This is a genomic window from Pseudomonadota bacterium, assembly GCA_016711215.1.
Taxonomy (GTDB): Bacteria; Myxococcota_A; Polyangia.
The window spans coordinates 66,630-86,373 of sequence record JADJTL010000004.1; the positions used below are offsets into that span (position 1 = coordinate 66,630).

Consider the following 19,744-nt stretch of genomic DNA (forward strand, 5'->3'; position numbering starts at 1 on the left):
TCCCCTCCTCGTGGGCTCTGGTCCGCGCGAGCTCGTGCTGCTCCGCTACTCGATAATCTCGGTGACGACACCGGCACCGACGGTGCGGCCGCCTTCGCGAATCGCGAAGTGCAGGCCCTTCTCGCAGGCGATCGGCGCCAGCAACTCGATCACCAGGTTGATGTTGTCACCCGGCATCACCATCTCGGTACCCTCGGGCAGCAAGACCTCGCCGGTCACGTCCGTCGTGCGGAAGTAGAACTGCGGGCGGTACCCCTTGAAGAAGGGCGTGTGACGGCCGCCCTCTTCCTTCTTCAGCACGTAGACCTCAGCGCGGAACTTCTTATGCGGCAGAATCGACTTCGGCGCCGCGAGCACCATCCCGCGCTCCACCTCTTCGCGCTTGATCCCCCGCAGCAGCGCGCCGACGTTATCGCCCGCGCGACCCTCGTCCAGCAGCTTGCGGAACATCTCCACGCCGGTGCAGACCGTCTTGCGCGTGTCGCGGATGCCGACCAGCTCGACCTCTTCTCCGACCTTGAGGATGCCGCGGTCGATGCGCCCCGTGACCACCGTGCCGCGCCCCGAGATCGTGAACACGTCCTCGATCGACATCAGGAAGGGCAGGTCGATCTCTCGCTTCGGCTCCGGAATGTAGCTATCCACGGCCGCCATCAGCTCATAGATGCACTGATACTCCGGCGCCTTGACATCCTTGCTCTCGGACTCCAGCGCCTTCAACGCCGACCCGCGTACGATCGGGATGTCGTCGCCCGGGAACTCGTACTTCGACATCAGCTCCCGCAGCTCGAGCTCCACCAGGTCCAGCAGCTCCGCGTCCTCCGCGGCCATCATGTCCACTTTGTTCAAGAACACCACCAGCGCCGGCACTTCCACCTGCCGCGCCAGCAGCACGTGCTCGCGCGTCTGCGGCATCGGCCCGTCCGGTGCGCTGACCACCAGGATCGCGCCATCCATCTGCGCTGCTCCGGTGATCATGTTCTTGATGTAGTCAGCGTGGCCCGGGCAGTCGACGTGCGCGTAGTGCCGCTTGTCCGTCCGGTACTCCACGTGCGCCGTCGCGATCGTGATCCCGCGCTCGCGCTCCTCCGGCGCCTTGTCGATCTGGTCGAAGGCGATAAAGCTCGCCCCGCCCTTCAGCGCCAGCGCCTTCGTGATCGCTGCGGTCAGCGTCGTCTTCCCGTGGTCGATGTGCCCGATCGTGCCCACGTTGACGTGCGGCTTGTCTCGGACGAATTTTTCCTTCGCCATCGCTAACGGTCCTTTCTAGCTGCTCGCGTCACTACGGGCATCTCTCGTGGCCGGCGCTGGGCGCCAGGCGACCGGTAGAGGGTGAGCCCACGACCGGATTTGAACCGGTGACCTCTTCCTTACCAAGGAAGTGCTCTGCCACCTGAGCTACGTGGGCACAGACAGTCTTGCAAAACACCCCGTTCAAACCGTCTGCAGTGCTCCGCACTGCAGACGACCAAATCTTGCAGAATCTTGCAGGCGTTCCTGCCTGCCGCCGTCTCTGCGGACACGGCACCTTGGAGCGGGAAACGAGGCTCGAACTCGCGACCCTCAGCTTGGAAGGCTGATGCTCTACCAACTGAGCTATTCCCGCCTGAGCAATGCGATTGGCTTGATCACTCCGTCTGGTGGAGGGGGAAGGATTCGAACCTTCGAAGTCGTTGACAGCAGATTTACAGTCTGCCCCCTTTGGCCGCTCGGGAACCCCTCCTCGCGCTTCGAGAGGCTACGAACCCTCTGCGGAGAGCTGGCGATGGGAATCGAACCCGCAACCTGCTGCTTACAAGGCAGCTGCTCTGCCATTGAGCTACGCCAGCATAGCGTGCCGCGGATCCCGTTTTCCTCAGCCCCGCGCCTGCGCCTGATGTCAGCGGGTCGCGCGCGCGCCACCGCAGACAAAATGGCCGAACGCAGGGCACCGCCCCCGCCGAGCGCACAAGCGCCCGAAGCGCCGAGGGTGTGCCACAAGACGCTCGCCCGATCAAGATCAAAAGCATGCACGGCGGGATCCAACCCGCGGCGGTAGGCCGCACAAACCCATCCAATGCGGCGCGCAGGGTAGCCGCGGCGGGCGCCTCGGGTCAAGGCCGCCCCCAGCGACGCCCCCAGCAGCGCCCCCAGGGAAGGGGTCAGCCGGCGGGTGCGGGCACGGTCAGGGTGCGCCCGAGAGGATCGCGTCGAGCGTCGCGCTCCGCTCGCCACCCGCGGCTCGGACGCGCTGCTCGAGCTCAAAGATCCGATGCACCCGATGGGCCCGAGCGGCCGGGTCGCGGTCCTGCGCGGCGCTGTAGCGCTCGGGGCGACAGGCGTCGGCCGCGCCGCGGAGCTCGCCGAGGGTGCGATTCGCCTTGACGGCAGCGCTGCTGATCAGCGCCAAGACGGCGAGCGCGGGCAAGGCCACCAGCAAGACCTTGCTCCATTGCGGGCCGCCGATGGTGCGCAGGAGCCAGGGGCTGGCCAGCAGCAGCAGCGCCAGCGCGCCCCCGACGAGCACGAGATGACCATGGTCATGCCAAAGGGTGCCCCACCAGCCCCGGGCTGCGCCCCTCCGCGCGCCCGTGCAGTAACCCGAGCCGAGCAGCGCGGCGACCTGCTGGCTCGCGGCAGCTTGGAGCTCCGTGCCCAGGGCCTCGTTCAGCGAGACGCGAGAGAGATCGACGACGCGCGCGCGCTGACGTCGCGCGGGCGGGACCCGCTCGAGCCCGTTGACGTAGACGCTCCTCCCGGCGCGGTTCTTGTACCGATAAATCGTCTGCGCGGCCTGGTCGTCGGCGCGCGCTGGCAGCGGTCGGACGAAGAGGGCCAACAGGACCAACAGGGCGAGCAGCGCCACGCTCGCAGCAGCGCAGAGGAAGGGCCGGCAACGCGGCAAGGGCGACCCGCGGGTGGTCATCGCGCACCCTCGTCGGTGGTGGCACGGGAGACCGCTGGTGGCGGGGCGATCGGCCGCGGCTCATCGTCGATCAACTCATCGTCGATCAAGATGCGCCGCGGTGGCGTTTCCAGATCGTCGAACTGGCCCCGGCGCACGGCCACGACGAAGACCACTACCGCGCTCGCAACGAGCAGCAGCGCCAGCGGCAGCAGCAGATAGAGCACGCTCATCGGCCAGACATTTGGCATCGGACCGGCAACCCGCGCAACTGCTCGCATCAACTGGGGCGCGCAGAGCGCCTGCGGCGGCCCGGCCATCGAGCACGGCACGGGCGGGCGAAAAGCGACGCCCTGTGAAATGCGAGCACCCTGTGGAATGATGGGGGCCATGGCTCAGGCGGCGTCCCACTTTCCGCAGCAACCCGACTACTTGGGCGGTGGCCTGGTCAACCTGATGCAGTCGCTGGTCCTCGGTCGCGGCGGCACCGCGGTCGAGCCCTACGTACCGACCCCCCTCTTGCCCGTCGCCGAGGTTGCGGCCGCTCGGCACGTGGTGCTGATCGTGCTTGATGGGCTCGGCTCGCATTACCTGGCGCAGCACGGCGCGCAAGGGCCGCTGGCCGCCCATTTGCGAGGAGAGCTGACGACGGTCTTTCCGTCGACGACGGCGGCGACCATTACCACCCTCGTCACGGCGACCGCGCCGCAGCAGCATGCGGTCACTGGCTGGTTCATGTACCTGCGCGAGCTCGGCACCGTGGCCGCGATCTTGCCCTTCAGGCCGCGCTGGAGCGACGTGCCCTTCGATAAAAGCGGGGTCTCGGCAGAGGGGCTGATCGCTGCGCCCTCGCTCTTTCCGCGGCTGGCTGTGAGCAGCTATTTCCTCGTGCCGCAGGCGATCGTCGACTCGTCCTTCAGCCGGGCGGCGGCGCGCGGCGCGCAACGCGTCGGCTACCAGGGCATGGGCGGCTGCTGCCAGACGGTCTCGAACCTGATCGGCGCCTCCGGAGCCGATCGTTGCTTCATCTACGTCTACTGGCCGGAGTTTGACGCGCTCTCGCATAAATACGGCAACGCCAGCGCCGAGGCGCTCGAGCAGTTCCGCGCGATCGAGAGCACCTTCGCCCAGCTCCAGGAGCGGCTGCGCGGGAGCGGCACGATGGTCGTCGCCATCGCTGATCACGGGTTTATCGACACCAGCCCGGCCGAGACCGTACAGCTCGCGGACCATCCCGCCCTCCACGAGGCGCTGGTGCTGCCGCTCTGCGGCGAGCCGCGAGCCGCCTACTGCTATGTGCGCCCCGACCGCGCGCGCGCCTTCGAGCACTACGTGCAGACGCAGCTCTCTGCGGTCTGCGAGCTGATTCCCAGCGCCGAGTTGGTACGCCGTGGCTTCTTCGGGCTGGGGCCGCCAGCGCCCGCGCTCGGCGACCGCATCGGCGACTACGTGCTGCTGCTCAAGGACCACTACACACTGCGCGACAGGGTGTTGGGCGAGAGGCCCTACGATCCAATCGGCGTGCATGGCGGCGCCAGCACCGACGAGATGTTCGTCCCGCTGCTGGTCGCTGGTCCCTGAGGCGCGCGTTTCAGCGTGCGTGCGCCTCGCCGAAGGTCCGCGCGCGATAGGAAACGATCACGACCGTCAGCGAGCTGAGGGGCATCAGCACGGCGGCGAGCAGAGGGCTGATCCGGCCGCTCATCGCCAGGGCCGCGGCGACCGCGTTGTAGCCGAGCGAGAGCGCCAGATTGAGCCGGATGACGCGCAGCGTGGCGCGCGCGCCGGCGAGCAGCTCGCCCAGCGCGGCGAGGCCCGGCCGGCCGAGGTAGGCGTCGGCAGCCTCGAGGCTGGCCTCGGCCCCGCCCTGCACGGCCACGCCCGCCGTCGCCGCCACGAGCGCCGCCGCGTCGTTGACGCCGTCGCCGACCATCACCACCGGTTGCCCGCTGGCGCGCTCACGCTGCACATGCGCCAGCTTCTCCTCGGGCGAGGCCGCTCCATGACATGCCGTGTCGGCGAGGCCGAGCGCGCGGCCGATCGCGACCACGGCGCGCGCGTCGTCGCCCGAGAGCAACTCCACCCGCCAGCCGGCCCGGCGCGCCGCGTCGACCACCGCGCGAGCCTCGGGCCGAAGCGCATCGCCGAGCGCGGCCACCGCGACTACCCGGCCCTCACGGGCCACCCAGACGGGCGTGAGTCCCTGCTGGCCGGCCTCCTGCGCGGCTGCGCTGGCCCAGGCCGGGAGCGCGGCGCCGCAGCGCCCGGCGACGAAGCGCGCGGCCCCAACGACCAACACCGCACCGTCGACGCGCCCCTCGATGCCAGCGCCACGCGTTTCGCGCACGTCGCTCACCTGCGACGCCGCGGCCACCGCAAGCGGCGCGGCGTCGACCGCGACCGGCGTGGAGGCGAAGGCCGCCGCTGCGGGAAGAGGTTGATCAGCCTTCGCCAGCGCGCGCGCCAGCACGTGCGCGCTTTGGGCCTCGAGCGCCGCCACGGGGCCGCGCAGCGCCTCGTCGCCGACCCAGCGCACGAGGGCCATGCGACCCGTCGTCACGGTGCCGGTCTTGTCCAGCAGCAGCAGCCCCGGGCGCGCCAGCCGCTCGAGCGCGTCGCCACCCTTGATCAGCATGCCCCTGCGCGCGGCGCGGCCGATCGCCGCGCTGACGGCGAGCGGCGTGGCCAGGCCGAGCGCACAGGGGCAGGTGACGACCAGGAGCGCCAGCGCGTGGTCGATCGCGCTGCGAGCATCGACGCGCCACCAGTAGGCCAACGTGATCAGCGCGAGCACCAGGGCGGCCGCGACGAAGTAGCCGGCGACGCGATCCGCGGCCTCGACGATCGGCGCGCGGCGCCGCGCCTGCGCCTCGACTTGCCGCATCAGCTGCGCGACGCGGGTCTGCTCGCCGGCGGCGATGACCTCGATCAGCAGGCGCGCGTCGAGATTGAGCGTGCCAGCGTGCACCAGGGCCCCCGGGGCGACGGCGATCGGGCGCGCCTCGCCGCTGAGCAAGGCCGTGTCGAGCGACGAGGTGCCGACACGGATGCGGCCATCGACCGGCACCGCCTCACCCGCGCGCAGCTCGACGACCATGCCGGGCAGGACCGCCTCGATCGGCACCTCGCGTAGCCGCTCGCCCTCGACCAAGCGCGCGCTGCGCGGCGTCAGGGCGAAGAGCAGCTCGGCGGCGTCGGCGGCGCGGCGGTATTGGCGCCGGTGCAACCAGCGCCCGACGAGCAGGAGGAAGATCAACACCGTCAGCGAATCGAAGTAGATCGGGCCGCGACCGCGCAGCGTGTTGGCTGCACCCCAGGCGAAGCCCACCACGAGGCCGAGCGCGACGGGCAGATCGATATGAAGCGCCCGCGCGCGCAGCCCCCCGAGCGCGCTACGAAAGAAGGGCGCTGCGCACCAAGCGACCGCGGGCACCGTCAGCAGCAGCGAGGCCCAACGAAAGAGCGCCTGATAGCCTGGCTCCATGCCGGCGGGTAGCCCGGCGTAGAGCGCCGCCGCGAGCAACATCACGTTGCCGGCGACGGCGCCGGCGACGGCGATGCGGACCAGCATCGCGCGGTCGTCCCGGCGTCGCAGGCGCTCGGCCGCGGCTGCGCGGTAGGGATGGGGCGTGTAGCCGAGCCGATCGAGCGCGCGGGCGACGCGCGAAAGGGCGGTCCGCGCGGGATCCCAGACCACCCGCACGACGGAGCGGCCGAGCTCGAGCCGCGCCTCGATCACCCCGGGCTCGAGACGTGGCAGGCGCTCGACCAACCAGAGGCAGGCGGTGCAGTGCACCCCCTCCAGGTAGAGCTCGGCGGCCAGCAGACCGCGCTGCGTCAGCGGCCGCACATAGCGGGCGCTGAAGGCCGGATCGTCGAGCTCCGCAAACTGGCGACCGCTGACCTGGGCGGGGCCCCGCGGCGAACCCGCGGCGAGCCGATAGAACGCCTCGAGCCCCTCGGCGCGCAGGAGCGCCCAGACCGTACGGCAACCAGCGCAGCAGAACTGCTCGGTGGCAGCGGGATCGCGCAACCCGCGCGGCACGGGCAGGCCACAGTGGCTGCACGCCATCGCGGCGCCGTCAACGCGGCGCTCAGGCAGGTCTGCTGCGCTCATCGGCCATCGGCGCGAGTATGCCACAGGCGCAACCGACTACCGCTTTGCACCGCCCCCTGGGCTTCGGGCACTTCGGCCTCGACGGCGGCCCTCCCACCCGGCCCTCTCACCGGCCCCTCTCACCGGCCCCTCTCACCGGCCCCTCTCACCGGCCCCTCTCACCGGCCCCTCTCACCGGCCCCTCTCACCGGCCCGGCGTTGGCAGACAGCGGCGTTCTGGCTGGCGTCAGCCCCGACGACAAGGACCGCCAGCGGTCATGGACCTACGCCGCAGCTCGTGCCGGTCTCCCTCGGAGCCGGGCTGCCCGCCGATACTGCGCAAACGCTCCATCCCGCGCACCTGGAGTCAGCGGTGAACGGAGTGAGGGACCATGGGGAGAGGACGGGCGCCAGCGTTCTCGCTCGCCGAGGGCGAGGCCGTAGCGTGGCTGCGTGGCCTGCCGGAGGCCGCGGTGGATTTGTGGTCACCGACCCTACCTACGAGTCGCTGGAGCAGCATCGAGCCATCGGAACCACCACACGGCTCAAGCGCAGCAAGGCCTCCAGCAACGACTGGTTCGCGATCTTCATGGGCTCGGGCAGCACGGGTGTCCGCGGCGCTTCGACTCGGCCGCGAGTTTCGTCGATGCCCCCCGCGGGCCGTTGGGTTGAACCTCGACGGCTCCTGAACTCCGCCAGGTCGCCACCTCGGCACCGCGCAGGGTCGGTCGGCGACGCTTGGCGCTGCGTCCGCTCAGGCCCAGCGGGTGACGAGCAGCTTGAGCACGGTGGCAGCCACGATCAAGAGGAAGACCGGGCGCACCAGCGGTGCGCCGCGCCACAGCACGAGCCCGGAGCCGACGCGCGCTCCGCCGATCTGGCCGCAGGCCATCACGAGACCCACCGGCCAGGCGAGCTGGCCGCGCAGCCCGAACCAGATCAGCGCCGTGACGTTCGAGCTGAAGTTCATCAGCTTCGTGTAGCCGACGGCGCGGGTCATCTGCAGGCCCAGGCCCGCCATCAGCGCAACCATCCAAAACGACCCGGTCCCCGGTCCGAAGAAACCATCGTAGAAGCCGAGCCCGAGGCCAAAGAGCGTGTAGAACCACCGACGCGGCAGGCGCGGGCGCAGCGCGTCGAGGCCGATCTTCGGCGTGAAGAGCGCGTAGAGCAGGATCGCCAGCAGCGCGACGGGGATGAGCTGCTCGAGCAGGTGCGCCTGCACGCGCTGCACCGCCATCGCGCCGGCCGTTGCGCCACAGCAGGTCAGCGCGACACCCAGAGCGCCGTCACGGAGGTCGACCTGCCGCGCCCGGGCGTAGTTCCAGGTCGCCGTGAAGCTACCGAAGCTGGACTGCAGCTTATTCGTGCCGAGCGCCAGTTTGGGCGGCAGCCCGAGCGAGAGCAGGGCCGGCAGGGTCACCAGCCCACCGCCGCCCGCCACGGCGTCGACGAGCCCGGCGACGAAGCCGGTGAGCAGCAGCAGGAGCAAGCTGAGCGGCTGGATCGGCATCACCGCACACGGTAGCCCGGCGCGGCCCCGATTGCAGCCGCTCGCTGACCGGCGGCCGGCCCCGCCGCCGGCACAAGCGCAGCGGCGGCCGCCACCGGGGGGCGACGTGGTCCGCCGGGACTGTCTGTTCCGGTCGAGCATGGGGAAATCGCGTGGCGAGGGCGAGGCTCTTTGCCCTGACGGTGCTTTGTGATATGCGCGGCACGGCCGAGTGGGGAGCCAGACAAGGGGTAGGCGTATGCGGTGTCGCACGTTGGCGTTCTTCGCGGGTCTTTCGTCACTGGTCTTGGTCAATGCCGTCATCGCGCTGCCCGTCGGCGCCTCCGCGCACGGCGTCGGACGAGCCGGCGCGGAGCGGCCGCGGGCCACCGCTTGGAGTCCTGAGGCCTTCGACAAGGTGCAGCGTGGACTCCCGACCGTCCTGAGGGCCAACGGCAGCCCGCTCGTCCATGTCTTCGCCACCGGGATCACGCTCCCGCGCGCGGATCTCAAGCTCCTCGGCTCGAGCGCGTTTGGCCTCGAGCAGCGCCATCTCGGCCTGGCGATCGCGGCCCTCAAGCGGCGGCCGCAGGATCGGGTGCTTTGGGTCGGATCGAGCCCGCTTCCGGCGGGGATGATCGAGATCTACGGCAGCTCACTGATGGGCGAGCAGTGGTCGGCCGCGCAACCGCGCTTCGAGCAGTTCTACGTCAGCGACCCCAAACCCACGCGTTGGCTGCCCGAGAAGATCCTCGCCGACGCAACGCTGCTGAAGGGCCTGAAACAGGCCATCAATGGCGATCCGGCTCAGCTGCATGTCTATCGAATGACGCCGGCCGAGGCCGAGCTGGCCGTCGCGCTGGGCGCGCCCGCGGTGGCGATGTCCCCCGAGCACCAGGCGCTTGGTACCAAGAGCGGCAGCCGCGAGCTGGCAAAGCTGGTGATCGCGGCCCATCCCGACTACCACCAACAGCTCCTCCCGGGGCGTGAGCACCTGCGCTCGACGCGCGACCTTGCCGCGGCGATCGTGGAGCTGCTGCGCGCGCACGCTGTGAGCGTCGTCATGGTCAAGGCCAACGAGGGCAGCAGCGGCGAGGGCCAAGTAGCCCTCGCGCTGCCCGAGACCCTGCTTCAAGCGCTCGAGCCCCTCTCCAACCCCGAGGCCGAGGCGCTCGTCGCCCGCTGGCTGGCGCAGGGCCTCCCCGGCAGCCAGTTACGCTTTCGCCATCCGCGGATGAGCTGGCAACGCCTGCTGGGGATGGTGTGAGCGATGGGCGGCGTTGTGGAGCAGTTCATTCCTGAGGTGCTCGAGGCCCAGCGAACGAACCAGCGCGTGCCGGAGGCCAGCGTACAGTTCCTCGCCGATGGTCTGGGCTCGCCACGGATCATCGGCTCGGCGGATGTCGTTCAACACGGCGGCGCCGAGCTCTTCGCCGGGCCATCGAACCATCCCGAGCTCCCACGCCTGCAGCGCTTCGCGGGCGAGCTGCTGCGGGCGATGGAGGGGCGCCTGCTTGGTCCGGGGAGCTTCGACTTCACGGGCGGACCCATCCCGCGCTTCACCGAGACCAACGTACGAGAAACCGCAGTGACCTGCCGATTGCGAGGCGTCTTCCAGAGCGTCACGGGCGCGTCCTACGACCCGACCACCGGCCAATTCCTCGATGCAGGGGGTCGGAGCTGGCATTGGGTCGGCGCTGATTATGTGCCCGTCCCAAAACCCGTGAATCGAGCGAAGCGCGCCGGGGAGCCCATCGACGGCAGGCTGATCGCCGCGCTCGCGCCAGGAAGCTTCCCCCAGGGAGCGAGCGTTCTCCCGACCCGCATCGATGGACGGGGCGGATACGGCCTGGTCGCCATGGCACCAGACGAGCGGGCCAACGCGCTGCGGGCCTTCGATGCGGCCTGCGAGCGGCTGCAACAACGGGAGTGAGGGAGTGCTTCCCTCGCCACGACCCTCGCGATGGGAGTGCAACGCGGGGGGATTATAGGAGAGCGAGCTGATCTTCTACACCAACCCACAATCGCGCGGGCGGATCGCGCACTGGATGCTGGAGGAGGTCGGTGAGCCCTACCGGACCGTCTGGCTCGACTACGGCGCGACGATGAGGGACGCCGCCTATCTGGCCGTCAATCCGATGGGCAAGGTTCCCGCGCTGGTCCACGACGGGGCCGTGGTCACGGAGGCGGCGGCGATCTGCCTCTACCTCGCGGATCGCTTCGCCGCCAAGGGGCTGATGCCACCGGCGGGCGATCGCGCGCGCGCGGCGTATTTCCGGTGGACCTGCTTTGCGGCCGGCCCGCTGGAGCAGGCCGTCACGGCGAAGGCCCTCGGTTGGCAGGTGCCTGAGGGCAAGGCCTCGATGGTCGGCTTCGGCAGCTTCGAGCGGACGATCGACGCGCTCGAGCAGGCGCTCTCAACCGGGCCCTACCTCTGTGCTGAGCGCTTCAGCGCCGCGGATGTCTACGTCGGCGCCAGCCTCGGCTGGGGCATGCTCTTCGGCACGATCGAGAAGCGGCCAGCCTTCGAGGCCTACGTCGCCCGCCTCGACGCCCGACCCGCGGCGCAGCGAGCCAAGAAACTCAACGAAGCACGCCTCAAGGCCCGCGCTGGCTGAGCATCCCACGGATCTCACCGGAGCAAGCCCCGAGCGGGGAAGGGCCCGAGGACCTAGACGACGCGTGCGCTTCGTGGGTCGGGCGGTTCCGGCGCGCTCAGAAGATCGCATACCCGACGCTCGCGCCGACGACCGGCGTGAAGACGTACGAGGTGTAGATATCATCGAGGTAGGCCTCGCCGTAGGCAGCGAAGGCCTCGACGGCGCGCGGCGCCCGCGGCTTGAAGCGCGCCTCGATCCGGGTTCGCGAGGCCACCGTGAAGGCGCCGCCGACGGCCGCACGCAGGCGCCAACGCGGGCCCAACCGCCAGCTCCAGCCGAACTCGACGTCGAGCATGTGGAGGCGCGAGCTGACAGAGAAGCTCTGGCCGCCGGCTGCAGCCTCCTGCGGCGCGGGCTGGCCGGTGAGGCCCGCCACCAGCTCGGCCGCCGTGGCGCCGCCGCCGAGCGCGACGAGGCCATAGCCGCCCTCCAGATAGAACCCGGCCTTGCGAAAGGGGCGCCAGCCAAGGTGCGTGCGCCAGATCAGCGACGAGCCCAGCGACTGGGCGATGAGGTCGGCCGTGGGGCGATCGTAGGCCTTCACCCCCACGAGCAAGGCGTTGATCGCGTCGACGTAGGGCCGCGGCAGGCAGCCCAGCGAAACGGTCGCACGTAGCCGACCAGGCCCCTCCAGCGCCAACTGGCCACCGAGGCTGGCCGGAAAGTCGCTGCCAGCGGAGGCCACGAGCGCCCAGCGGGAGCGTTGGGGCTGCGGCCCGAACGCCTCCGCGCGCGCCGGCAGGGCGTGACCTGCGAGCGCGGCAGACGCGACTCCGCACGCCAGGTGCAGCGCGCAGCGGAGCCGGCGCGGGCGCCGCCGGTGAGGGCGGGTCAGGGCAGCCTGCACCTGCGCTCCGCGGGGTTCCAGAGGCCACCGACGACCTGAGCGCACTGCTCGGGCTCGTCAAAGACCCGGTTGAAGATCTTCAGCTCGTCGAGCGCAAAGCCGCTCTTCTGACCGAGGAGCATGCTCTGCTGCTGGCGCGTGGAGAAGATGACCCCGCGCGAGGGATTGGGCAGGGTGACCCTCCGCGCCCCGTCGACGTAGACCTCGACATCGGCGCCCTGCCCATCGACTGCGCCGTCGTGGCGAAAGACGAGATGGTGCCACTCGGCGTCGAGCTTGAGGACCTCGACGCAGTCGCTGACCACCGGCGCGGCGTCATAGCAGAGCTGCAACGCCCCGCCACCCGCCTCCACGAAGCACTCCAGGCCTCCACCCGGTTTTCCCTCCGCGGCCGCGCTGCGAAAGCTGAAGAGCTCTTGCCGGAAAGCCAGCGCGTCGGCTGCCGGCTCGCGGGCCAGCACCCAAAGCGCGATGGTGTAGTCGCTGCCTTCGCTGAGCGGCCCGACGGTGTTGGGCAGCACCAGGTAGCTCCACGCGACGGCGGTGTCAAAGGCTACCGCCTGGTTGAACCTGCCCGGCACGTAGAGGACGGCGACCCCCTGCGCGTTGTAGGGCGTCGCCAGCACGCCCGTGTTCCTGGCGTCGCCATCGAAGGGGTAGTGCAGGATCGGGCGCGCCGGCAGGGGCGGCCCGGCGTCGCTGGCAGGCGGCAACCGATTGCCGTCCGCGCGAAGAGCGCCGCCATCGCGAAGAGCGCCGCCATCGCGAAGAGCGCCGCCATCGCGAAGAGCGCCGCCATCGCGAAGAGCGCCGCCATCGCGAAGCTGCAGCGCCGGCAAGCGACTGCCACACGCGAGGGGCGCGCCGCCGAGCAAGAGCAAGCAAAGGCCGAGGGATAGTCGCCGTCGCACTTTCGAACTCCGTGGCGCCGCCACCCGATCAAGGCCGACCGGGCGACCTCCACCGCAACCCCATCAGGCAGCTCATTCGGCCGTCGTTATCTGGCCATCTCATCGGCATCTGGCCATCTCATCGGCGGAATTCTCATAAAGGTAAGGGACCGGCCGGCCTGCGTCGAAAACCGCCTCAGGAGAGACTGCTCCCCGCCCCTGCGTCGACGGCAGGAAGGGTACGGATTTCTAGCGGGGCCTTGGGGAAGAGCTCGATCGCCGAGGAGGCGACCGAAACCGCGCCCTTGGTGGCCTCGACCTGCTCGAGGATGCTCAGAAACAAGGTGTGCTTGGTGATCCGGCGCTTGTCGAAGCGGACGGTGTAGCGCACCGTGAAGGTCACCCAGTTGTGATCGAAGACGAGGGTCACGAGCGTCTTCGTCGTCGCATCCTCGAGCGGAAAGCGGAGCTGGATCTCCTTCCAGATGCGGCCCGCTTCCTCCTGGTAGCCCTCCGTGATCCGTTGCGCAGCGCCCTCGAGGATCGCCTGTGCGCGAGGCAGGTCACTGCCGAAGCGGATGGGGACCGCGATCTCGTCCCAGAGGAAGGGGAAGTCGCCCGAGTAGTTCAGCACCGGCTCCTTGAAGATGAAGCTGTTGGCGACGCGCACGACCCGGCCGTTGTAGAGGTCGCCGTCGACCCAGGCGCCCACCTCCATCAGCGTCGTCCGCAGCAGCCCGATGTCGATCACATCGCCCTTGATGCCCCCCAGCTGCACGCGGTCGCCGATCTTGTAGAACCCGCCGAAGGAGACGGCAGCCCAGCCGGCGATGCTCGCGATGACCTCCTGGAGGGCAAAGGCGATGCCGGCGCCGGCGACGCCAAAGACGACGGTCAAGCGTCCCAGTCGCTCACTGAAGACGGCGGCGAGGATCAGCGTGGCGGTGAGGTAGCCGATTACGCCGATCGCCTTGCGCGCCCGATAGCGCGCGTTCTTGTTGGCGATGTAGCGCGTGGCGACGCGCTGCACGAGGCGCACGGCGACCACCCCGGCGACGACGGCGACGAGCCCGGCGACGATCTTTCCCAGGACCGGATCGGAGAGCCACGCAAGGGTCTGGTCGATGACGCTGCTCATTGCTGCTCCTCGGCGAAGGTCGCCTCCAGGTGCGGTTTCTGCGGCCCGATGTTCAGCTTCGACGTTTGGCTGACGCCCCGCTCCGAGCCGAGGGGCCTGAGAGGGTCCCCGAACGCAGCGCTGCAACAACCCTTGTAGTAGCGTTCCAGCGCGCCGGCAATCTCGCCCCGGCTGCGACACACCCCTGGCGGCTAGCGCCCCTCGCGCGCCCATGGCGCGCACGCGCGACGCGCGCTAGGTTGCCCGGCTCCACGCTAGGTTGGCAGGCTCGTTGCGTGACGGTCACCACCATGCCCCTCCACGTCTGGATCGCCTTCTTCATCGCTTCCTGGCTGATCAGCCTCTCGCCGGGCGTCGGAGCGATCTCCTGCATGGCCGCGGGTCTGCGCCACGGCTACCGGCGCGCCCTGTGGAACATCGTCGGGCTGCAGCTCGGGATTCTCGTCATCCTGGCCCTCGTCGCCCTCGGGCTGGGCGCCGCCATCGCCGCGTCGGCGACGCTCTTCGCAGCGATCAAGTGGTTCGGTGCCGCCTATCTCGTCGGGCTCGGCGTGCAGCAGATGCGCTCCCGCTCGGCGCCGGTCGGCGGCGGCGGTGCTAGCGCAGGCGCGGGCGATCCGCGCAAGGGAACGCCGCGGGCGCTGGTGCTCAGGGGTTTCCTCGTCAACGCGACCAACCCCAAGGGAATCGTCTTCCTGCTCGCCGTGCTGCCGCAGTTCATCGATCCCAGACGGCCCCAGCTGCTCCAGTACCTGATCTGCGCGGCCACGCTGACCTTCACCGACATCGTCGTGATGAGCGGCTACACCGGCCTGGCGGCCCAAGGGCTGCGGCTGCTCCGCGAGCCGCACCACCTGCGGGCGCTCAACCGCGTCTTCGGCGGGCTCTTCATCGCTGCAGGCCTCGCGCTCGCGGCCTTCCGGCGCGGCTGAGGTGAGCAGGGAGCCCCTCAGAGATCGAGGTTGAAGCCCAGGGAGAGCGACGCCAGGTGGGCTGACGCGTCGTGCTGGCCGACGATCGGCGCGGTGGCGGCGGTGTCGGTGCCGGGACCGACCATGAACTGGTAGGCGAAATCGGCCCGCACGCCGCGAAAAGTGTAGCCGGCACCGCAGGCGAGCAGGAAGCGGTTGACGTCGGGCAGGTCCGGCCCGACGGTTGCGGCCGGCACGGGGGTCTGGTCGAAGATGAAGCCCAGCCGCACCAGCAGCGCCTGCACCAGCTCGTATTGCACCCCGAGGCGCACAGCGTAGGTGCTATGCCAGCGCTTGCTCTCGACCGAGCTCAGCTCCGGGTGGTCGAGGAAGTTGATCCGGAGGTCCTTGATGCTGCTCCAGGCGGTCAGATCGACGTTGGCGCCGAGGCTCAGCCGCGGCAGCGGAAACACGGCCAGCCCAAAGTAGAGCGTATGCGGCAAGGTCATCGGCACCTCGACCGCCCCGTCGATGAGCTGTCCGCGCAAGGGCAGCGGCACGGCAGCCGAGCTTCCCTCCTTGGTGAACACGCCCTGGCCGGCGAAGGTCATGCGCACGGCGCTGCGGTAGCCAACCCCGAGATTGAGCCGCTGCGGTATCGCTGCGATCAGCAGCCCCGCCGTGGCGCCGAAGCCAAGGTCGTCGCCGGAGAGCTCGACGTCGACGTCATCGGCCGGATCAATCGAGTTGGCGATCGCCCGAGCCAGGCTCACCTTCGCCTGCGCCACGATCAGACCGGCCCCGAGCGCCAGGCGCTCGTGCAGCCGCACGGCCACCGTGGGATTGATGAAGACCGACTGGAGCTCGATCTTCGTCACCAGGTTGCGCCCCCACCATGGCACGTCGGCGGCGACCGTATCGTTCCACGCGACCCCCAGGCCATAGGGCGAGTAGATACCAAGGCCGAGCGCGACCTCTTCCCGCCAGCGATAGCTGGCAAAGAGGGTCGGCACCGCGAACACCTGGTTCTTGGCATTCGCGCGCACCGGCTCGCCGGTCGCCGGGATGTGCGTGTCGTAGCCGAAAGCGGGAATGATCAGCGAGAGGTTCGCCTCGACGCCGAGGCCGCGCTGAAAGGCGAGACCCGCCGGGTTGAAGACGACCGCGGAGGGTCGATCGGCGACGGCGGTGATCGCGTTCCCCATCCCCAGACCCGCCGTCGAGATCTCGTTGATCCCGAAGCCGGCGGCACGGGCGTGGCCCGCCAGCAGCAGGCCCACGAAGACGAGTCCCGCAGCAGCCCCACTCCTTGCGACCACCTCGATCGATGGGTTCTTCATCGCGTGCTCCTCACAGCTTGGTTGGGGGCTATCGGTTGGGGCCTAGTTGCAGCTCGGCGGGGCCGCGCTCAGCTCGGGCGTGCAGACCTCCCCCGACAGCAGGAAGTGCGCGAGCTGCTGCTGCGCCAGGGTGGTCGCCGCCGGCGCCGCCGCGTCGGGTAAGAGCAGGAAGCCATGCCCCACCGGGTAGCCGCTCTGCTGCGCCGGCCCCACGATCCAACCGGCCAGGGCCGCCTGCCGCTCGGGTGGGATCACCGCGTCCGCAGTGGCGAGCTGGGCGAGCACCTGCTTCGGTGCAAGGGCGATCGACCGCCCCTCCTGCTGGCTGGCCACGAGGTCAGGCAGGCTCGCCTGGGTCAGGTAGCGGGCGAAGTTCGCCGGGTCCGCGGGGTCGACAACCCACTGCAGGGTGTGGAAGAGACGCAGCGCCTCGACCGAGCCGCGGGTGATCCCGCGCTGCTGCAAGAGCCCGTCGACCACACCCCGGAAGTCGACATCGGGCGTGTCCTCGAAGATGCGCACGACCGGAGCGCCGCCGACGTTGAGCACCGCTCGCTGGGGGCCGGCGCCGACGCTGAGCGGCTCGGTGGCCAGCACCAGGACGCCAAGGATCGCGCCCAAAGAGTGCCCGACGTAATGCACGCGCGCGGGATCGAGCACGACTGGAGTCGCATTGGCGAGGCCAGCCGCGGCGCCGAGCCGCAGGCCGCGCAGCAGCGCAGCGGCGTCGATCACATGCTGGCGCAGATTGTCGCGCAGCGCGAAGGGGTTGCTCGGCGCCAGGAACGCGACGCCCGAGGCGTCGGGCGTCCCATCGCCGTCGCTGTCGGCGAGCTGCCCCGTGCTGCAGCGGCGGCGCTCGAGCGCGGTGGTCAGCGTGCAGGGCTCCGTCTCGCGCAGGCGCGTGCTGCAGGTGAAGGTCGGACCGCGCGGCGGGTCGGCCTGCGGTGCGCCCGTGACGTCGCAGCGGCCCGGCACGTCGCCCGCCTCGGCGACGCAGTCCGCATCCCGGGCGCAACCACATGCCTCATGCCGCGTGCAGACGCTGCGAGCGCCGTGGAAGCCGATGTCGAAGGCCAGCGTCGCCATTCCTGCCTGCGCCAGGGTGTTGGCCACGGTGAAGAACGACGTCTTGCTCTGGTTCAGCCCGTGCTGAAAGAGCACGAAGGGCCAACCCGTGGCCGGCGCGGCGCCCTGCGGCACCGACAGGAAAAATGGCACCACGCTGGTCGCACCGGCGCTTGGATCGGGCCGCAGGGCCTCCGTCGCCGGATCGAGGGCATTCCAGCTCGTGAAGCTCCCCTGCGGCACCCATCCACCGATGGCCGAGCGCGGCGCCGCCGCGGGCCAGCCGTCGAAGCTGGTGACGAGCGTGCCCGACCAGCGGGGGCTTCCACCATCCGCTGCGGCCAGCGTCTGGTAGGGCAAGGCACGCAACGCCGTCAGCGCCGCGCTGATCGATTGCGTGGTGAAGGTCCAGAGCAACACCACGTCCTCGCGCTCGAGGTTCAGCGCGGGCAGCGCCTCGAGCGCGCTGAGGACCTGGTCATAGGCCACGCGCAGCGGCTCGAGCTGCGCCGCCGTCGCATCGTCGACGACATTGACCGTCGCCTTGCCGACAGCGTCGATCAAGGGGCTTGGGCTGCGCGCCAGCGCGAAGGCCGGCGAGGCCACCACCCGCCGCTCTTGCGCGTCGGCCAGGCCACCCCCCGAGGCGCTCGTCAGCGCCGCCGGCGAGGCGCCGCCGCTGGTTGCCGCCAGCTTGCGCCGCGAGCGCAAGACCACGGCGTAGCGGTGCCGCTCCGCCAGCGGAGCGCGTGGCGTCATCGCCAGCGCGCGACCGCCAGCCTCGAGACTGAAGGACGCGGAGGCGCTCTCATTGGCGAGGGCCGTCAGATCGAACAAGAGCAGCTCGCCTCCCGCGGCCACGCTGGCGGGCGCGAGCGGCGCCGAGAACTCGGCGAAGTAGGAGGCCGTGGTCGAGAAGCCGTCGAGGCCGTTGAGACCACGACGCAACGCCCAGTCCTGGGCGGCCTCCTCGACGTGGCGGCCGAGAAAGCCGCGCCAGTCGCCGGCGCCGCCGGCGGGGCGCGTCGAGCATTGGCGTTGGGGCGCGCCGCGGCGCACCTCCTCGGGCTGGCAGCTGCCGAGCGCGCAGTCGGCATTGCTCGTGCACGTCGGACCCGGCACGGCGACCCGCGGCGCAGGCTGCCCCTCTGCATCGATCCGGGCCCCATCGTAGATCAGGTCATTGCCCGGACCGGGCAGCACCCCAGCCGCGGGATCGAAGCGTGCCTCGGCCAGCCCAAGCGTGGTGAAGCCCCAGGCCAGCACCACCTCCGCCCGCGGGATCCCCGCTGCCTCGCCGAGCTGCAGCAGCCGGTCCGTGCCGCGGCGCAGGGACTCGAGCTGCGTCGCGAGCTGCAGCTCTAGCTCCGCGGCGTGCACGCGCTGGGCGTCGAGGGTCGCCTGCGGCATTGCCTGCGCCGCCTGTAGCCCTGCGGTCGAGGTGATCAGTCGGGCGTAGTTATAGGTGCAACGCCGCGCGTCGGGATCCCAGGCGCAGAGTCGGTGCGACTGCGCGACGAGCTCGAAGATCGGCGCGCGCAAGAGCGCCCGGCCGTCGCTGGCGGCCGTCGCCGCTCGCGTGAGCAGGACGGCGTAGCTCTGCGCGGGCTGCCAAGGCGCGGAGGCCTTGACGATCACGCGATAGCCCGCGTCAGCGCAGCGTCCCACGGTGGGCGCGGCTGCGTTGGTGGCCACGCAGCGCTGCGACGCGGCGCAGCCAGAGGACGCGGCGCGGGGATCGCAGCTTCGCGCGGTCAAGACGGGGCAGTCCAAGGTCGAGGTGGGCTCGGTCGCCCGCAGTCCCTCGACGAGCGTCGCAGCGACGCCGGCCTCGCGGGGCAGCGCCAACACCCTCAGGCCCTCGGCGACGCTGGCGGCGTCAGGCGGCCCAGAGAGGCAGAGCGCCAGCGCCGTCGCCAGCGGAACCCCGTCGAGCGTGTTGAGGTAGCGGTCGAAGGCGGCCTGCGCTGGGCGCGTCGCGGCGTCGGCCACCGGCACGCGCAACAACCCCGTCTCGGCGTCGCGCACCAGGTCGGTTGGCGAGGGGACGACCTGCAACGCCGGGTCGAAGAGCGCCACGACCCGCCCCGTCGGGGCCGGCTGCGGATCCAGCTCCTTGGCGCACGCCAGCGCGCCAAGCAGGCCCAGGGCGAGCAGCGCCGGGCATCCGCACGACGACATCGACCGCAGGGGCGTGAGGGGGCCGATCGGCGCTGCTCCGCGCGGGCGCTCACGGTCAAGCCGGCCGGTCCGCGGCTGCGAAGGCCCCTGCGAAGGCCCCTGCGAAGGCCCCTGCTGCTGTGACGACCACGCCCGCCTCTGGCTCGCGTTCATCCTGGCGTCCTCCCTTGCGCTGCGCCGATCGACCGCCCGTGCCGCGCGGCGGTGCGTGGTGCGCGCCTGCCGCGATCGGGACGC

At 70.6% G+C, this 19,744-nt stretch carries 14 protein-coding genes, 4 tRNA genes and 1 pseudogene; 5 read left to right on the forward strand and 14 right to left on the reverse strand.

Annotated features, from left to right (window positions below; translation table 11 throughout):
• Positions 1-45: 45 nt before the first annotated feature.
• The 7 genes from tuf to ccoS form a co-directional block, all read right to left on the reverse strand.
• Complete coding sequence (gene tuf, locus IPL40_12270; protein ID MBK8481935.1) at positions 46-1,251, reverse strand: elongation factor Tu; 1,206 nt, start codon at positions 1,249-1,251, stop codon at positions 46-48.
• A gap of 84 nt (positions 1,252-1,335) precedes the next feature.
• Positions 1,336-1,408: transfer RNA gene (locus IPL40_12275), tRNA-Thr, on the reverse strand.
• Positions 1,409-1,530: 122 nt separating this feature from the next.
• Positions 1,531-1,606 (reverse strand) — tRNA-Gly (locus IPL40_12280).
• A 32-nt stretch (positions 1,607-1,638) separates the two neighbouring features.
• A tRNA-Tyr gene (locus IPL40_12285) sits at positions 1,639-1,723 on the reverse strand.
• Between the two features lie 34 nt (positions 1,724-1,757).
• Positions 1,758-1,829 (reverse strand) — tRNA-Thr (locus IPL40_12290).
• A 335-nt stretch (positions 1,830-2,164) separates the two neighbouring features.
• A complete protein-coding gene (locus IPL40_12295; GenBank protein MBK8481936.1) occupies positions 2,165-2,905 on the reverse strand; it encodes a hypothetical protein in 741 nt (246 codons plus the stop codon).
• Positions 2,902-3,117, reverse strand: a complete 216-nt coding sequence (gene ccoS / locus IPL40_12300; GenBank protein MBK8481937.1) for a cbb3-type cytochrome oxidase assembly protein CcoS — start codon at positions 3,115-3,117, stop codon at positions 2,902-2,904. Before ccoS ends, IPL40_12295 begins: the two co-directional genes overlap by 4 nt.
• Before the next feature lie 157 nt (positions 3,118-3,274).
• Between ccoS and IPL40_12305 the strand changes: the two genes are divergently transcribed.
• Positions 3,275-4,465 (forward strand): alkaline phosphatase family protein, encoded by a 1,191-nt coding sequence (locus IPL40_12305; GenBank protein MBK8481938.1) that lies wholly within the window; start codon positions 3,275-3,277, stop codon positions 4,463-4,465.
• 10 nt (positions 4,466-4,475) lie between these two features.
• Here the strand turns inward: IPL40_12305 and IPL40_12310 are convergent, their stop codons facing one another.
• Positions 4,476-7,001, reverse strand: a complete 2,526-nt coding sequence (locus IPL40_12310) for a heavy metal translocating P-type ATPase (GenBank protein ID MBK8481939.1) — start codon at positions 6,999-7,001, stop codon at positions 4,476-4,478.
• A gap of 733 nt (positions 7,002-7,734) precedes the next feature.
• The gene (locus IPL40_12315) at positions 7,735-8,493 is read right to left on the reverse strand and encodes a TSUP family transporter (GenBank protein ID MBK8481940.1); all 759 of its coding nucleotides are present in this window, start codon (positions 8,491-8,493) and stop codon (positions 7,735-7,737) included.
• 238 nt (positions 8,494-8,731) lie between these two features.
• On the opposite strand from IPL40_12315, the gene IPL40_12320 reads away from it, so the two are divergent.
• From IPL40_12320 to IPL40_12330, 3 genes and pseudogenes are all read left to right on the forward strand, one after another.
• Positions 8,732-9,739, forward strand: a complete 1,008-nt coding sequence (locus IPL40_12320; GenBank protein MBK8481941.1) for a hypothetical protein — start codon at positions 8,732-8,734, stop codon at positions 9,737-9,739.
• Positions 9,740-9,742: 3 nt separating this feature from the next.
• Positions 9,743-10,405, forward strand: coding sequence for a hypothetical protein (locus IPL40_12325; GenBank protein ID MBK8481942.1), 663 nt, complete (start codon positions 9,743-9,745; stop codon positions 10,403-10,405).
• Between the two features lie 61 nt (positions 10,406-10,466).
• A pseudogene (locus tag IPL40_12330) lies at positions 10,467-11,090 on the forward strand (glutathione S-transferase family protein).
• 97 nt (positions 11,091-11,187) lie between these two features.
• Here the strand turns inward: IPL40_12330 and IPL40_12335 are convergent.
• The 3 genes from IPL40_12335 to IPL40_12345 all read right to left on the reverse strand — a co-directional run bounded on the left by IPL40_12335 (position 11,188) and on the right by IPL40_12345 (position 14,007).
• Complete coding sequence (locus IPL40_12335) at positions 11,188-11,817, reverse strand: hypothetical protein (protein ID MBK8481943.1); 630 nt, start codon at positions 11,815-11,817, stop codon at positions 11,188-11,190.
• 146 nt (positions 11,818-11,963) lie between these two features.
• Positions 11,964-12,890 (reverse strand): hypothetical protein, encoded by a 927-nt coding sequence (locus IPL40_12340; GenBank protein ID MBK8481944.1) that lies wholly within the window; start codon positions 12,888-12,890, stop codon positions 11,964-11,966.
• 175 nt (positions 12,891-13,065) lie between these two features.
• Positions 13,066-14,007 carry a mechanosensitive ion channel gene (locus tag IPL40_12345; GenBank protein ID MBK8481945.1) on the reverse strand — a complete coding sequence of 314 codons (942 nt, stop codon included), beginning with the start codon at positions 14,005-14,007 and terminating at the stop codon, positions 13,066-13,068.
• Positions 14,008-14,297: 290 nt separating this feature from the next.
• On the opposite strand from IPL40_12345, the gene IPL40_12350 reads away from it, so the two are divergent.
• Complete coding sequence (locus IPL40_12350; protein ID MBK8481946.1) at positions 14,298-14,939, forward strand: LysE family transporter; 642 nt, start codon at positions 14,298-14,300, stop codon at positions 14,937-14,939.
• A 17-nt stretch (positions 14,940-14,956) separates the two neighbouring features.
• Here IPL40_12350 and IPL40_12355 read toward each other — a convergent pair whose 3' ends face one another.
• Entirely contained in the window at positions 14,957-16,258 is a 1,302-nt protein-coding gene (locus IPL40_12355) for an outer membrane protein transport protein (GenBank protein MBK8481947.1), read from the reverse strand.
• Between the two features lie 42 nt (positions 16,259-16,300).
• The gene (locus tag IPL40_12360) at positions 16,301-19,507 is read right to left on the reverse strand and encodes a hypothetical protein (GenBank protein ID MBK8481948.1); all 3,207 of its coding nucleotides are present in this window, start codon (positions 19,505-19,507) and stop codon (positions 16,301-16,303) included.
• Between the last annotated feature and the right edge of the window lie 237 nt (positions 19,508-19,744).